At 53.5% G+C, this 13,797-nt stretch carries 14 protein-coding genes; 6 read left to right on the forward strand and 8 right to left on the reverse strand.

What is annotated here, in order from left to right:
- Positions 1 to 25: 25 nt before the first annotated feature.
- Together CDA56_RS29840 and CDA56_RS29845 are read right to left on the reverse strand one after the other, a co-directional pair.
- Positions 26 to 706, reverse strand: coding sequence for a hypothetical protein (locus CDA56_RS29840; RefSeq protein WP_228276624.1), 681 nt, complete (start codon positions 704 to 706; stop codon positions 26 to 28).
- 133 nt (positions 707 to 839) lie between these two features.
- Complete coding sequence (locus tag CDA56_RS29845; protein ID WP_001067855.1) at positions 840 to 1,544, reverse strand: IS6-like element IS26 family transposase; 705 nt, start codon at positions 1,542 to 1,544, stop codon at positions 840 to 842.
- 799 nt (positions 1,545 to 2,343) lie between these two features.
- Between CDA56_RS29845 and CDA56_RS29860 the strand changes: the two genes are divergently transcribed.
- Positions 2,344 to 3,819: a YecA family protein gene (locus CDA56_RS29860; RefSeq protein WP_020324153.1), complete on the forward strand. Its 1,476-nt coding sequence runs from the start codon at positions 2,344 to 2,346 to the stop codon at positions 3,817 to 3,819.
- A gap of 1,374 nt (positions 3,820 to 5,193) precedes the next feature.
- Here CDA56_RS29860 and CDA56_RS29870 read toward each other — a convergent pair.
- The gene (locus CDA56_RS29870) at positions 5,194 to 6,198 is read right to left on the reverse strand and encodes an IS110-like element IS4321 family transposase (RefSeq protein ID WP_000427623.1); all 1,005 of its coding nucleotides are present in this window, start codon (positions 6,196 to 6,198) and stop codon (positions 5,194 to 5,196) included.
- 78 nt (positions 6,199 to 6,276) lie between these two features.
- Complete coding sequence (locus CDA56_RS29875) at positions 6,277 to 9,243, reverse strand: Tn3 family transposase (RefSeq protein WP_032673378.1); 2,967 nt, start codon at positions 9,241 to 9,243, stop codon at positions 6,277 to 6,279.
- A gap of 156 nt (positions 9,244 to 9,399) precedes the next feature.
- Here CDA56_RS29875 and CDA56_RS29880 point away from each other — a divergent pair, with 156 nt between their 5' ends.
- The 5 genes from CDA56_RS29880 (at position 9,400) to CDA56_RS29900 (ending at position 12,249) form a co-directional block, all read left to right on the forward strand.
- A complete protein-coding gene (locus CDA56_RS29880; RefSeq protein ID WP_025999361.1) occupies positions 9,400 to 9,690 on the forward strand; it encodes a nucleotidyltransferase family protein in 291 nt (96 codons plus the stop codon).
- Positions 9,687 to 10,076: a HepT-like ribonuclease domain-containing protein gene (locus CDA56_RS29885; RefSeq protein ID WP_017901438.1), complete on the forward strand. Its 390-nt coding sequence runs from the start codon at positions 9,687 to 9,689 to the stop codon at positions 10,074 to 10,076. Before CDA56_RS29880 ends, CDA56_RS29885 begins: the two co-directional genes overlap by 4 nt.
- A 150-nt stretch (positions 10,077 to 10,226) precedes the next feature.
- A complete protein-coding gene (locus CDA56_RS29890) occupies positions 10,227 to 10,586 on the forward strand; it encodes a cupin domain-containing protein (RefSeq protein ID WP_017901436.1) in 360 nt (119 codons plus the stop codon).
- 22 nt (positions 10,587 to 10,608) lie between these two features.
- Positions 10,609 to 11,166 carry a recombinase family protein gene (locus CDA56_RS29895; protein ID WP_017901435.1) on the forward strand — a complete coding sequence of 186 codons (558 nt, stop codon included), beginning with the start codon at positions 10,609 to 10,611 and terminating at the stop codon, positions 11,164 to 11,166.
- 78 nt (positions 11,167 to 11,244) lie between these two features.
- Positions 11,245 to 12,249 (forward strand): IS110-like element IS4321 family transposase, encoded by a 1,005-nt coding sequence (locus tag CDA56_RS29900; protein WP_000427623.1) that lies wholly within the window; start codon positions 11,245 to 11,247, stop codon positions 12,247 to 12,249.
- 181 nt (positions 12,250 to 12,430) lie between these two features.
- Here the strand turns inward: CDA56_RS29900 and CDA56_RS29905 are convergent, their stop codons facing one another.
- Genes CDA56_RS29905 through CDA56_RS29920 form a run of 4 tightly spaced genes read right to left on the reverse strand, consistent with a single transcriptional unit; the run spans position 12,431 to position 13,791 of the window.
- Positions 12,431 to 12,634 carry a hypothetical protein gene (locus CDA56_RS29905; RefSeq protein ID WP_004197809.1) on the reverse strand — a complete coding sequence of 68 codons (204 nt, stop codon included), beginning with the start codon at positions 12,632 to 12,634 and terminating at the stop codon, positions 12,431 to 12,433.
- Positions 12,635 to 12,647: 13 nt separating this feature from the next.
- Complete coding sequence (locus CDA56_RS29910) at positions 12,648 to 12,851, reverse strand: HHA domain-containing protein (RefSeq protein WP_004197808.1); 204 nt, start codon at positions 12,849 to 12,851, stop codon at positions 12,648 to 12,650.
- Positions 12,852 to 12,884: 33 nt separating this feature from the next.
- Positions 12,885 to 13,253, reverse strand: coding sequence for a hypothetical protein (locus tag CDA56_RS29915; protein ID WP_004197807.1), 369 nt, complete (start codon positions 13,251 to 13,253; stop codon positions 12,885 to 12,887).
- A gap of 43 nt (positions 13,254 to 13,296) precedes the next feature.
- Positions 13,297 to 13,791: a hypothetical protein gene (locus CDA56_RS29920; RefSeq protein ID WP_020805591.1), complete on the reverse strand. Its 495-nt coding sequence runs from the start codon at positions 13,789 to 13,791 to the stop codon at positions 13,297 to 13,299.
- Positions 13,792 to 13,797 lie beyond the last annotated feature (6 nt).

The following is a 13,797-nucleotide window of genomic DNA, read 5'->3' on the forward strand; positions in this document are numbered from 1 at the left end:
ACAGGCCAGACGTTTACGCTCAGTGTTAATACTGCTCAATGTCAAAGGAGACGCCCTGACGAGGGTTACCGTTCATGGTGATAATGCTCAGCAATGCACGATCGCCTGAGAGGACCGAGAATTTTTGTCTCAGGTGGTGCCTCAGCGGGTCGCTTGCCGTCGTCAGCACTAACCCAAGTCCCTTCTCCTGCATCGTCAGCATCCTGAAAATGTCCGTCATGGCCACCCGGTTCATATCATCCAGGTGAGCGACAGGCTCGTCAAGGAAGAAGGTGCCGCCCAGGGTCCTTGCTCTGGCAAGATACAGGGACAATGCAAGATCCTGCCGCTGCCCCTGACTGAAATAATCCTGCGTAATAAGTTCATCATCCGCTTTGTCACCTGTCAGTGCCCGCCATCTCAGCTTGCTGTCCTTTGCCACTTTCAGTCCGTCGTAAACTTCATTGGCATGCATTCGTGAAAACATCTCCGAAGCAGGTTCGATGAGATTCTTAAGACTGAGGCTGGTCAGACGTTCGATTTCGGATGCTAGCTCATCACGGGCCTGCTCACCTTCCCGCTTTCTGCGTGTGTGTTCATCTATCCTGCGCTCAAGCGTCTCAATGCTGGTGCGAAGCGCTCCCGCGCGAGCAATAGTCCTGTGCAGATCCACGGCTGTCTGAGCCAGTGAATATAGCGTCTCCAAGTGATTCAGGCGGTTCTGCATGCCTGCATGCGCCTCTTCACACTGGAGCAGATTCGCTTTTGTCAGGTCTGCAGCACTGACTTTTCTCCACTGAGTCTGGATGGCACTGTTGCAAAGTTAGCGATGAGGCAGCCTTTTGTCTTATTCAAAGGCCTTACATTTCAAAAACTCTGCTTACCAGGCGCATTTCGCCCAGGGGATCACCATAATAAAATGCTGAGGCCTGGCCTTTGCGTAGTGCACGCATCACCTCAATACCTTTGATGGTGGCGTAAGCCGTCTTCATGGATTTAAATCCCAGCGTGGCGCCGATTATCCGTTTCAGTTTGCCATGATCGCATTCAATCACGTTGTTCCGGTACTTAATCTGTCGGTGTTCAACGTCAGACGGGCACCGGCCTTCGCGTTTGAGCAGAGCAAGCGCGCGACCATAGGCGGGCGCTTTATCCGTGTTGATGAATCGCGGGATCTGCCACTTCTTCACGTTGTTGAGGATTTTACCCAGAAACCGGTATGCAGCTTTGCTGTTACGACGGGAGGAGAGATAAAAATCGACAGTGCGGCCCCGGCTGTCGACGGCCCGGTACAGATACGCCCAGCGGCCATTGACCTTCACGTAGGTTTCATCCATGTGCCACGGGCAAAGATCGGAAGGGTTACGCCAGTACCAGCGCAGCCGTTTTTCCATTTCAGGCGCATAACGCTGAACCCAGCGGTAAATCGTGGAGTGATCGACATTCACTCCGCGTTCAGCCAGCATCTCCTGCAGCTCACGGTAACTGATGCCGTATTTGCAGTACCAGCGTACGGCCCACAGAATGATGTCACGCTGAAAATGCCGGCCTTTGAATGGGTTCATGTGCAGCTCCATCAGCAAAAGGGGATGATAAGTTTATCACCACCGACTATTTGCAACAGTGCCCGGCAAGGTGGGCCGATTCCCACACGGCAGCGGCGCCCGGCAAGGTGGGCGGATTCCCACACGGCAGCGGCGCCCGGCAAGGTGGGCGGATTTCCACACGGCAGCGGCGCGGGGCCAGTGGGATTCAGGAGAATAGGTGTTTTACCGAATGCCCTGACGAGGCGTAAAAAAACCGCTTGGCGGCGGCCTCATAAAGCAGAAAACCCGCTCAAGGCGGGTTATCTGCTCTGTAGCCTGTGATGCTTCGCGGGCATCCGGCATACAGCGAGGTGAAATTCTTCTTTTGGTTAAGTGAATGGCATAACCGGATGGGCGGATTAGAGGAAAGGGGATTGCCTAGTAACCTACGCGCCACAGAGATGGAGGTGCGGGGAATGATTGAGCTGATTATCGCTATTCTGACCTTAATTGCGGCTGTATTGCAGTTGATCAACTGGTTCCTTTAATGGTGCCGGAGTCTGTGAAGGTGAAAGCCTGAACGGGCAAAACTGAAAGGTTTATAGCCGTCCTTCGGGGCGGCTTTTTTTCGGCAAAATTAGGGTTTTACCGAATAATGCAGAGTTTTAAGGTGAGAATTTGCAGACTTGGCGTTTTACCGAACATAGATACTCCCTAGGCTGATAGGTGCATTAGTTATCACCCTACCTGAACATATTGTAAAAGATGTCAGTCTCCAGTGACTTGTGTACTATCAACTGACAAGACTCTTACACGCAACGCAGGGGGATGGAGTTTTATGCTTAGAAAAATAATCAGGGGTAGCGGATTCACTCAGTCAGAAGAAAAACTGATAGAGTTCGCTGATGATGCTTTTTTTGGTCTTTGGTCTTATCCTAATGTTTATAGCGATGAGGGTTACTCTAAAAATAAAATTGGGAAAGAAGTTAGTGACTTATTAGTTATTTTTGATAAAGATATAATAATTTTTTCCGATAAAGCTATTACATACAATAAAAACAAAGATCCTAAGGTTGCATGGCAGAGATGGTTTAAAAAATCAGTCATACAGTCTTGCACACAGTTATTTGGCGCAGAGAAGTTTATAAAAGATCATCCCGAAAGACTTTTTGTTGACAAAGAATGCTCAGTTAACCTCCCCATTAAAATAGATAATTCTTTTAATTTTCATTTGGTGGCCGTCACTAATAATATTTCAGATCCGGCGATCTCGTACTTTGACAAAATAGAAAAAGGCAGCTCTGCTACTTTAGTTAACATATTTCCTTTAAACGCCCATCAATGTCTAGAAAATCCATTTTGTGTCGGAGACGTTTATCCTGATAAGACTTTTGTCCATATACTTGATGAGACTGCCCTAAAACTACTGTTAACCGAGTTAAACACAGCAACTGATTTCATTGGCTACCTTAACGAAAAAGAGAGGGTTGTAAGAGAAAGAACATTATTGGTCAGCGCTGGGGAAGAAGAGACTCTTGCTGCTTACATTATGGGTGATAAAACCATAATATCAAAAGAAATTATTGGAAACGATCAAGGGATGACCATACCGGAAGGTGAATGGAAAAACTATAAAACCACTTTCAATTATCAATATCAGCTCTCAATGAAAAAGGGTAGCGTTTTCTGGGATAACCTAATCCACAACTTCTCGACAAGTATATTGTCAGCTAACGTTGGTTTTTTTAGTGAAATTGAATTTTCTACACATGAATTAGGTGTTAGAGAATTAGCCAAAGAAAGTAGGCAATCTAGATATTACCTTTCAAAGAACTTTAAAGAGAAATTAAAAACAACTCAGCCTCATCTAAGAACGTCAAGAATGGTCGAATCAATCGATGAGCCTGGAAAGTTTTACTTATTCCTTTTTTTTCCTAACGATAGCAAGTTGAGTTACTCTGATTACAGAATTCAACGTATATCTTATATAAATGCTTATGCTGAGGTTGCCTTTAATAAATACAGACATATTAAAAAATTAATTACTATTGCAACAGAGCCGCAAAATACAGAAGGAAGATCTGAAGACCTAATATATAGCATATCCCCAGAGAAATTTACCAAAGAGCAAAATGAAAAAGCCAAAAGATTATCAAGAGAATACAAAATACTAAGTGATTTTTTACCTACTAAAACGACAAAGAGCGATAACTTTAAATCAGTTATATCAAAAGGTGAAAAAATAGGGCGGAATACACCTTGTCCATGTGGCTCCGGTGTTAAATTTAAAAAGTGCCATGGTGCGAATAATTAGCATTATTGTATGTATAACGGTAATGGCGCGGCAGAGAAACCGGCGCGTTCTGCCCTAGTGTTGGCCTGCGGGTTCCCCCGCACCCGCTGTATGTAGTATCGGCAGCATCTGAGAAAACCACTACATGTAGTTATCAGCGCCACAACGGCGCGGGGACGAGTGCGGTTCGGAAAAATTGGGGTTTTACCGAATCCGGCAAAAGATTGCTTCCTATAACGTCCGCTTCTGGCACACAGCAGCCGTTAAGATGTAAGGCCTTACGCCAACTAAATCTAATGGGACAGATTTAGTTGGTGATGGTCAAGTAATCTGCAAACGGTCACCAAGTAAAATGCAAATGGGTAGTCAAGTCCGATGCAATTACGCACCCGGCAAGGTGGGCCGATTCCCACACGACAGCAGCGCCCGGCAAGGTGGGCGGATTTCCACACGGCAGCGGCGCCCGGCAAGGTGGGCCTATTCCCACACGGCAGCGGCGCCCGGCAAGGAGGGCCGATTCCCACACAGCACCGGCGCGCGGCAAGGTGGGCCGATTCCCACACGACAGCAGCGCCCGGCAAGGTGGGCGGATTTCCACACAGCACCGGCGCCCGGCAAGGTGGGCCGATTCCCACACGGCAGCAGCGCTCGGCAAGGTGGGCCGATTCCCACACGGCAGCGGCGCCCGGCAAGATGGGCGGTTTCCCACACGGCAGCGGCGCCCGGCAAGATGGGCGGATTTCCACACGGCAGCGGCGCCCGGCAAGGTGGGCCGATTCCCACACGACAGCGGCGCCCGGCAAGGTGGGCCGATTCCCACACGACAGCGGCGCCCGGCAAGATGGGCGGATTCCCATATCGACATGTATGTAGCTTGTGTTATCCGTGGATTGTGCAGCTCAGCGGGTCGCTTGTCGTATGGCGTAGTGTCCCCCGTAACCGGCCGCGTGCGGCCGCTAACGCGCAGTACGGCGCCGCGACCCGAAGGCGGGCCGCCGTTCCCGCGCGCAGGCGCGCGGCGCCCACTGCGCACCCCCGTGGGGGACGTACGGCAGCTGTGTGGCGGTGAGCGGGATTAGGGCTTTGCAGGGAGGGGGCTGGGTCGGGCGATACGTTCAGGGGTCGTCTCAGAAAACGGAATCTATGGTCACTCCCGTTTTTGCAACACCGATTTTGACGACAAGTTGGCTTGCTTGAATCTATCCGGCGTCTGAATGGGATTTTATTCCCGCGCCTTGATGAGTTCCGCGCCTGATGAACCTCCAGAAAATATACGGCTTCAATGAGCCTTTCCGTTTTACAGGTTCCTCAACAGGCCGGTGGGCCGTTAGTATCATCAATATCAGTATTCGCAAAACCAGATCAGTAATTCTTTAAACCGGTGTATTTCTGCCGTTATGCTACATAAGTTTGCTGTCGTGCCGTTAGGGCCCAGGCTATTCTGGCCAGCTTGTTTGCCAGAGCACAAGTGACGACAAAGTTGCTTTTCCGGCACAGTAAATCCCTGACCCAATCGGCCAATTTGCCAGACTGGTGTTCCAGTTTTTGTATGAATACCCTGGCACATTGAACCAACAAAGTTCGGATCTTTTTATTACCTCGCTTACTAATTCCCAGCAATGTCGTCCTACCTCCCGTGCTGTACTGCCGAGGTACAAGCCCTGTTGCCGCCGCAAAGTCACGGCTGCTGGCGTACTGCTTCCCGTCGCCAATCTCAGTTGAAATAGTACTCGCTGTCAGTGTTCCGACGCAGGGAATGCTCAGCAAGCGCTGTCCAACCTCATCTTCGTCCAACTTTCGTTTCAACTGGGATTCCAAATCTTTAATCTGCTCAACAAGATAGTGATAATGCTGTTGTAATTTCAGCAATAACTGGCTGAGGTAAAGAGGCAAACTATTATCCTCAAGAATGGTACTCAGTCGGCTAATAACGGCAGCTCCTCGGGGAACGCTAATGCCAAATTCCAGCAGAAAAGCATGCATTTGATTGGTTGTTTTTACCTTATCCTGAACCAGGGATTCACGGACACGATGCAGAGCCCGCATTGCCTGCTGAGATTCCGTTCTGGGCTGCACAAAACGCATAGACGGACGCGATGCAGCTTCACAAATAGCTTCGGCGTCGACAAAGTCGTTTTTATTGCTTTTAACGAACGGGCGGACAAATTGTGGTGATATCAGCTTTGGGGAATGCCCCAACTCTTCCAACTTGCGTGCCATAAAGTGAGAACCGCCACAGGCTTCCATTGCGATGGTTGTAGCGGGGCATGTCGCCAAAAATTCGATCAACTTTGGCCGGGTAAATTTTTTACGGTAAACAGCCTTCCCGCGACGATCCTGGCAATGAATATGGAAAGAGTTTTTACCCAGATCGATACCAATGAGCGCAATGTTTTCCATGATAGTTCTCCGAATGAAAGCCTGTCCTCAGCATAGTACCGGGAAGGAGGGAGTGACCATCTCATTAAAAATCGTACGCTAAGCCGGTTGCAGCGGTCGTAGCGGCCTGAACTTGCCCGCGCCGATCTTGGCGCTGCTGCGCCACAGGTAATCGCCGGTCAGGTTGATGTGCTCCCAACCTAGCGGAGACAGGTACTGCAACAGGGTGCCATCGACGGTATGCCCGTTGCCACGCAGCGCGTTCGCCGCTCGCTCCAGATAGACCGTGTTCCACAGCACGATGGCCGCTGTCACCAAGTTGAGGCCGCTGGCCCGGTAGCGTTGCTGCTCGAAACTGCGGTCGCGGATTTCACCCAGGCGGTTGAAGAACACGGCGCGGGCCAGCGCGTTGCGGGCTTCGCCCTTGTTCAGCCCGGCATGCACGCGGCGGCGCAGCTCGACGCTTTGCAGCCAGTCCAGGATGAACAGCGTGCGCTCGATGCGCCCCAGCTCGCGCAGGGCCACGGCCAGGCCGTTCTGGCGTGGGTAGCTGCCGAGTTTCCGGAGCATCAGCGAAGCCGTCACCGTGCCCTGCTTGATCGAGGTGGCCAGCCGTAGGATTTCGTCCCAATGGGCGCGGACGTGCTTGATATTGAGCGTGCCGCCGATCATCGGTTTCAGCCCGTCATAGGTGGCGTCGCCCTTCGGGATGTAGAGCTTGGTGTCGCCCAAGTCGCGGATGCGCGGCGCGAAGCGGAAGCCCAGCAGGTGCATCAGACCAAAGACGTGATCGGTGAAGCCTGCCGTATCGGTGTAGTGCTCCTCGATGCGCAGATCGGATTCGTGGTACAGCAGGCCGTCGAGCACGTAGGTCGAGTCGCGCACGCCGACGTTCACGACCTTGGTGTGGAACGGCGCGTACTGGTCGGAGATGTGGGTGTAGAACGTCCGCCCAGGGCTGCTGCCGTATTTCGGGTTGATGTGGCCCGTGCTCTCGGCCTTGCTGCCGGTACGGAAGTTCTGGCCATCCGACGATGACGTGGTGCCGTCGCCCCAGTGCTCGGCGAAGGGATGCCGGAATTGTGCGTTGACCAGCTCGGCCAGCGCCGTCCCGTAGGTTTCGTCGCGGATGTGCCAGGCTTGCAGCCAGGCCAGCTTGGCATAGGTCGTGCCGGGGCACGACTCGGCCATCTTGGTCAGGCCCAGGTTGATCGCGTCGGCCAGGATCGTGGTCAGCAGCAGGTTCTTGTCCTTGGCCAGGTCGCCCGATTTCAGGTGCGCGAAGTGCCGGGTAAAGCCCGTCCACTCATCCACCTCCAGCAGCAGTTCGGTGATCTTGACGTGCGGCAGGATCATCGCCGTCTGGTCGATCAGCGCTTGCGCGGTGTCGGGCACCGCCGCATCGAGCGGCGTGATCTTCAGGCCGGATTCCGTGATGATGGCGTCTGGCAGCTCGTTGGCCTGCGCCATGCGGTTTGCGGTGGCGAGCTGCGTTTCCAGCAGCGTCAGCCGCTCGTGCAGGTACTGGTCACAGTCGGTGGTCACGGCCAGCGGCAATTCGCTGGTCTGCTTGAGGCTGGCGAACTTCGCGGGCGGCACCAGGTAGTCCTCGAAGTCCTTGAACTGCCGCGAACCCTGCACCCAGATGTCGCCCGAGCGCAGCGAGTTCTTGAGTTCCGACAGTGCGCACAGCTCGTAGTAACGCCGGTCGATACCGGCGTCGGTCATCACCAACTTCTGCCAGCGCGGCTTGATGAAGTTGGTCGGTGCATCGGCGGGCACCTTGCGGGCGTTGTCGCTGTTCATGCCGCGCAGCACCTCGATGGCATCGAGCACGTCCTTGGCGGCAGGCGCGGCCCGCAGCTTGAGCACGTCGAGAAATTCCGGCGCGTAGCGGCGCAGCGTGGCGTAGCTCTCGCCGATGCGGTGCAGGAAATCGAAGTCATCGGGCTGCGCGAGCGTCTGCGCCTCGGTGACGCTCTCGGCGAAAGCGTCCCAGGACATGACAGCCTCAATGGCGGCGAACGGATCGCCGCCATTCTGCTTGGCCTCGATCAGCGCCTGCCCGATGCGGCCGAACAGCCGCACCTTGGCATTGATCGCCTTGCCGGACGCCTGGAATTGCTGCTGATGCTTGTTCTTGGCGGCATTGAACAGCTTGCCCAGGATGCGGTCGTGCAGGTCGATGATTTCGTCGGTGACGGTGGCCATGCCCTCGATTGCCAGCGCCACGAGCGTGGCGTAGCGCCGCTGAGGCTCGAACTTGGCCAGGTCGGCGGGCGTCATCTGGCCACCCTCGCGGGCGATCTTGAGCAGCCGGTTCTGGTGAATAAGCCGATCGATGCCGGAAGGCAGGTCGAGCGCCTGCCAGGCTTTGAGGCGTTCGATGTGTTCGAGCATGTGCCGCGAGTTCGGCTTGGCCGGGGACTGGCGCAGCCAGGCCAGCCAAGTGGTCTTGCCGTTGTCGCGGCGTTTGAGCAGATCGTCGAGGCGGCGGCGATGTGCGTCCGACAGCGGTTCGGCCAAGGAGTCGTAGATGCGCCGGTTGGCGCGGGTGATCGCTTCGGCACAGACGCGCTCGACAACATCCAGCGTCGGCAAGATGATGTGTTGGTGTCGCAGAGCGTCGAGGACGCTGCTGGCCAACACGATGCCCTTGTCGGTCTGCAAGGCCAAGTCGGTCGTGGCATGGACAGCCTGCCGATAGTGCGCCAGGCCGAACGGCTCCATGCCCAGGTACGTCCGCAGTTCGAGCAGGTGTTCGCGCCGGGTTTCCTCCCGCTCGGCATACTGCGGCCAACACGTCGCGTCGAGTCGCAGTTGCCGTCCGATCCATTGCAGCAGAGGAACCGGCACGACGGCATCGGGCAGTAGGCCCTGACCGGGGAAGCGCAGTAAGCACAACTGCACCGCGACACCCAGGCGGTTGGCGTCGCCACGCCGCTGGCGGATCAGTGACAGGTCGGGCTCGCTGAACGTGTAGTGCCGGATGAGTTCGTCTTGGGTATCTGGCAACGCCAACAGACTGTCGCGCTCGGCGGCGGAGAGGATCGAACGGCGGGGCATGCGGTTTCCTTCTTGAAAACGTTGGTTTGTGACAAGCCCGCCAAGGCAGCCGGCGCGGCACGGGAAATCAAGGCATTGCGATTCTCAAAAATAGTTCTTGAAATTCTATTCTTGATTCCATACACTCTCAACGAGTTTCGATAAGAAAGGATGCCCATGCGACCGTCTGTTGTGCTTGACATGAAGCGAAACGCAGTGCGTGAAGTGGTAGGCCGTTTCCGCACCGCGAACCCACGCGTTTTCGGTTCGGTGCTGCATGGCACCGACCGCGATGGCAGCGACATCGATCTGCTGGTCGATGCGCTGCCTGGTGCAACACTGTTTGATCTGGGCGGCCTGCAAGACGAGTTGGAATCGCTGCTCGGCCTCCACGTCGATCTGCTGACCCCCGGCGACCTGCCGCCGAAATTCCGGGCCAAGGTGCTCGCGGAGGCGCAGCCGGTATGAGCGAGAACCATCGACTACCCGACTACCTCGACCACATCCAGCAGGCCGCAGCCGATGCCTGCGGCTTCGTGGAGGGCTTGGCCAAGGAGGACTTTCTTGAGGACAAGCGCACCCAGCAGGCCGTCATCATGAGCCTCATCATCATCGGCGAGGCCGTCACGAAGGTGATGGATCGCTATGCCGAGTTCGCCCAGGCGCACGGGCAAGTGCCGTGGCGCAATATGCGCGGCATGCGCAACCGCATCGCCCACGGCTACTTCGACATCAACCTCGATGTGGTGTGGGACACCGTGCAGGCAGCACTACCTGAGTTGCTCAAGCAACTGCCCGCCGTGCGTCAGGATGCTGACGACGAAGACTGCAACGACTATGGGATGGAACCATGACGGAATCATGAAAGCCATCAGCGAGCGGCTGGAGCAACGCGAGAAGCAGGGCCTCGTTATCGCTTGTATCGCCGACATCTTCTCCGCGTAGGCCCTTGGCTCTGGCGTGTAAAAGAGTTTCCGTATACGTATGAAATGGAGGTTGTCACTATGTCTATTGCAGCAAGAATATTTGCGATTTCGGAGTTTGCCCGCCCATCTGATGGCGAGCCTATTCGATCGGTGGTGCTTGAAACTGAAGAGTCCACAATCGTTGTTTGGCATGTTCGTCCAGGGCAAGAAATTGCCGCTCACGTTCATCCCCACGGTCAAGACACTTGGACTGTTCTTTCTGGTTCTGCCGGTTACTACCAAGGAAGCGGTGTGGTTACCAAGCTCCAGGCCGGAGAAATTGCCGTAGCGAAACCTGGGCAGGTTCACGGAGCCATGAACACCGACTCGAAGGAATCCTTCATTTTCGTTTCCGTCGTGGCTCCAGGCAATGCTGGCTTTGCCTTGGCTGAAAAATGATTGACCGGGCGCGAGACAAGCCATGTTGATCGGCTATGCGCGCGTCTCGACGCAGGATCAGAATCTTGAACTGCAACGCGAAGCCTTGACCAAGGCTGGATGCCAGAAGGTCTTTGAGGACAAGGTGAGCGGCACGCGGGCCGACCGTCCAGGCTTGGCCAAGACGCTCGAAATGCTGCGCGAGGGTGACACCCTGGTGGTTTGGAAGCTGGATCGCCTGGGGCGCAGCGTCAAACAATTGGTCGATCTGGTCGGCGAACTGCACAAGCAGGGCGCCCAGTTCAAGAGCCTGACTGACGCCATCGACACCGGAACGCCCTCTGGCCGGTTCTTCTTCCACGTCATGGCCAGCCTCGCCGAAATGGAACGAGAGCTGATCGTCGAGCGTACCCGCGCCGGATTGGATGTCGCTCGTCAGCTTGGCCGCAAGGGCGGTCGCAAGCCCAAGATGACCGGGAGCAAGATCGAGTCAGCCAAGAAGCTGCTGGCCAGCGGTGTGCCACCCAAGGACGTTGCCAAGAACCTCGGCGTGTCCGTTCCTACGCTGTATCGCTGGGTTCCAGCATCGACGCACGCTTAGCGTGCTTTATTTAATGAGATGGTCACTCCCTCCTTCCCGGTACTATGCTGAGGACAGGCTTTCATTCGGAGAACTATCATGGAAAACATTGCGCTCATTGGTATCGATCTGGGTAAAAACTCTTTCCATATTCATTGCCAGGATCGTCGCGGGAAGGCTGTTTACCGTAAAAAATTTACCCGGCCAAAGTTGATCGAATTTTTGGCGACATGCCCCGCTACAACCATCGCAATGGAAGCCTGTGGCGGTTCTCACTTTATGGCACGCAAGTTGGAAGAGTTGGGGCATTCCCCAAAGCTGATATCACCACAATTTGTCCGCCCGTTCGTTAAAAGCAATAAAAACGACTTTGTCGACGCCGAAGCTATTTGTGAAGCTGCATCGCGTCCGTCTATGCGTTTTGTGCAGCCCAGAACGGAATCTCAGCAGGCAATGCGGGCTCTGCATCGTGTCCGTGAATCCCTGGTTCAGGATAAGGTAAAAACAACCAATCAAATGCATGCTTTTCTGCTGGAATTTGGCATTAGCGTTCCCCGAGGAGCTGCCGTTATTAGCCGACTGAGTACCATTCTTGAGGATAATAGTTTGCCTCTTTACCTCAGCCAGTTATTGCTGAAATTACAACAGCATTATCACTATCTTGTTGAGCAGATTAAAGATTTGGAATCCCAGTTGAAACGAAAGTTGGACGAAGATGAGGTTGGACAGCGCTTGCTGAGCATTCCCTGCGTCGGAACACTGACAGCGAGTACTATTTCAACTGAGATTGGCGACGGGAAGCAGTACGCCAGCAGCCGTGACTTTGCGGCGGCAACAGGGCTTGTACCTCGGCAGTACAGCACGGGAGGTAGGACGACATTGCTGGGAATTAGTAAGCGAGGTAATAAAAAGATCCGAACTTTGTTGGTTCAATGTGCCAGGGTATTCATACAAAAACTGGAACACCAGTCTGGCAAATTGGCCGATTGGGTCAGGGATTTACTGTGCCGGAAAAGCAACTTTGTCGTCACTTGTGCTCTGGCAAACAAGCTGGCCAGAATAGCCTGGGCCCTAACGGCACGACAGCAAACTTATGTAGCATAACGGCAGAAATACACCGGTTTAAAGAATTACTGATCTGGTTTTGCGAATACTGATATTGATGATACTAACGGCCCACCGGCCTGTTGAGGAACCTGTAAAACGGAAAGGCTCATTGAAGCCGTATATTTTCTGGAGGTTCATCAGGCGCGGAACTCATCAAGGCGCGGGAATAAAATCCCATTCAGACGCCGGATAGATTCAAGCAAGCCAACTTGTCGTCAAAATCGGTGTTGCAAAAACGGGAGTGACCATAGATTCCGTTTTCTGAGGCGACCCCTATCTGGATAGCAACCTGTTTTAGCTCAGGAGGGAGGTGTTCCAGATTGATATGATTATCACCCGAAATGTCATCATCCGGACTTTCGAAGAGCCAGCCGTAACTCATAAGGTCTCCTGTTCTATTTCACAAATTTCCAGACACCTGACGGTACCCGGTCATACAACTTTCCCATCGTCATCTCCGCCAGCCGGTGATCAACCGCGGCATTGAAATGCTCAAGCTCATCATCTGACAGAGAATATTTATTTTTTTCTATAATCCTTTCCAGGGTTTCCTTCGATGTACAGCGCCGTAGTCGTAAAATCCATTCCTGTTTCGTCATTGGTTTTTTATATCCTTAGGTGTCCCGGTAGTTTCATTTTGGAAGAAGCTTTCCTTTCAGCCAGTTATGAGTGAACCATTTTGCATATATGATGTAACCCACAAAAGTTAAGAGTGCGGACAGACTATATATCCGGAGAACAGGTACCACGTGATGAAAACGTATCATCTGACCGGATTCATCTGCCAGACTCATTAATACATTGCTGTATGTTTCAGTCTGAAAAAACTCGTAGTAAGGTACCATCACAACATGAAGAAAAAATAAATTAAGCAGATACGTCAGAGAAAACGCGTGTTCCTGCCCGTTATAGGGCGCATACTGCGCAAAGGCGAACATCCATCCGGTGAAAAGCAGAAAACACATCGTTAAATACACCACCACCCATATCGCTGTTTTCATCACTGCCCCTCAGTTATATAATTTTTCTGTAACGCAAATTTCTTCAGGCGTTATGGCCCGTGCCGTTCTGCTTCAGATAATCACTGATGCTCAGGCCGGACAAGCGAATTTTATCAGAAATCTCCCTGAACTGCTCCTCCCAGCCGTCCTGCAGCTCCCTGATTGCCGCGATCTGGAAAGCAACACTGAAAGGCGTTCTGCCCAGTTTCTCGGAAAGCCAGAACAGATGCCTGCCAATCTCTTCGTCCGGTACCGAATCGAGCGCATCACTCAGTAAGGTTTTTTCGTCTTCCTGCCAGGGATGACCGGCTCGCGGAAAACGCGGATCAGGCTGGCGGTCTTTTTTCTCCCTTTTTTCCCGTCTGGCAACGGTCGGCGCATCGCCTTTTTTCAAGCCGACGCGCGCTTTCATGGCGCCGATAGCGGCGACGGCCAGTACCAGCGTTTCACGCTCCTGGCGCGTGAGCAGGCTGTCCTCGCAAATCAGGGTGTTCAGGTTATCGATCAGCTTATTCAGCCCGGGTTCAGTGACTTTCATTTTATG

Origin of the sequence: Klebsiella michiganensis (assembly GCF_002925905.1) — a bacterium.
Lineage (GTDB): Bacteria > Pseudomonadota > Gammaproteobacteria > Enterobacterales > Enterobacteriaceae > Klebsiella > Klebsiella michiganensis.

Bases quoted from the DNA above. Each gene is read 5' to 3' on its own strand.
- CDA56_RS29860 (WP_020324153.1), top strand. From the start codon at position 2,344: ATGCTTAGAAAAATAATCAGGGGTAGCGGATTCACTCAGTCAGAAGAA.
- CDA56_RS29915 (WP_004197807.1), bottom strand. From the start codon at position 13,253: ATGAAAACAGCGATATGGGTGGTGGTGTATTTAACGATGTGTTTTCTG.
- CDA56_RS29875 (WP_032673378.1), bottom strand. From the start codon at position 9,243: ATGCCCCGCCGTTCGATCCTCTCCGCCGCCGAGCGCGACAGTCTGTTG.
- CDA56_RS29910 (WP_004197808.1), bottom strand. From the start codon at position 12,851: ATGACGAAACAGGAATGGATTTTACGACTACGGCGCTGTACATCGAAG.
- CDA56_RS29895 (WP_017901435.1), top strand. From the start codon at position 10,609: ATGTTGATCGGCTATGCGCGCGTCTCGACGCAGGATCAGAATCTTGAA.
- CDA56_RS29885 (WP_017901438.1), top strand. From the start codon at position 9,687: ATGAGCGAGAACCATCGACTACCCGACTACCTCGACCACATCCAGCAG.
- CDA56_RS29880 (WP_025999361.1), top strand. From the start codon at position 9,400: ATGCGACCGTCTGTTGTGCTTGACATGAAGCGAAACGCAGTGCGTGAA.
- CDA56_RS29845 (WP_001067855.1), bottom strand. From the start codon at position 1,544: ATGAACCCATTCAAAGGCCGGCATTTTCAGCGTGACATCATTCTGTGG.
- CDA56_RS29900 (WP_000427623.1), top strand. From the start codon at position 11,245: ATGGAAAACATTGCGCTCATTGGTATCGATCTGGGTAAAAACTCTTTC.
- CDA56_RS29840 (WP_228276624.1), bottom strand. From the start codon at position 706: ATGCAGAACCGCCTGAATCACTTGGAGACGCTATATTCACTGGCTCAG.
- CDA56_RS29890 (WP_017901436.1), top strand. From the start codon at position 10,227: ATGTCTATTGCAGCAAGAATATTTGCGATTTCGGAGTTTGCCCGCCCA.
- CDA56_RS29920 (WP_020805591.1), bottom strand. From the start codon at position 13,791: ATGAAAGTCACTGAACCCGGGCTGAATAAGCTGATCGATAACCTGAAC.
- CDA56_RS29905 (WP_004197809.1), bottom strand. From the start codon at position 12,634: ATGAGTTACGGCTGGCTCTTCGAAAGTCCGGATGATGACATTTCGGGT.
- CDA56_RS29870 (WP_000427623.1), bottom strand. From the start codon at position 6,198: ATGGAAAACATTGCGCTCATTGGTATCGATCTGGGTAAAAACTCTTTC.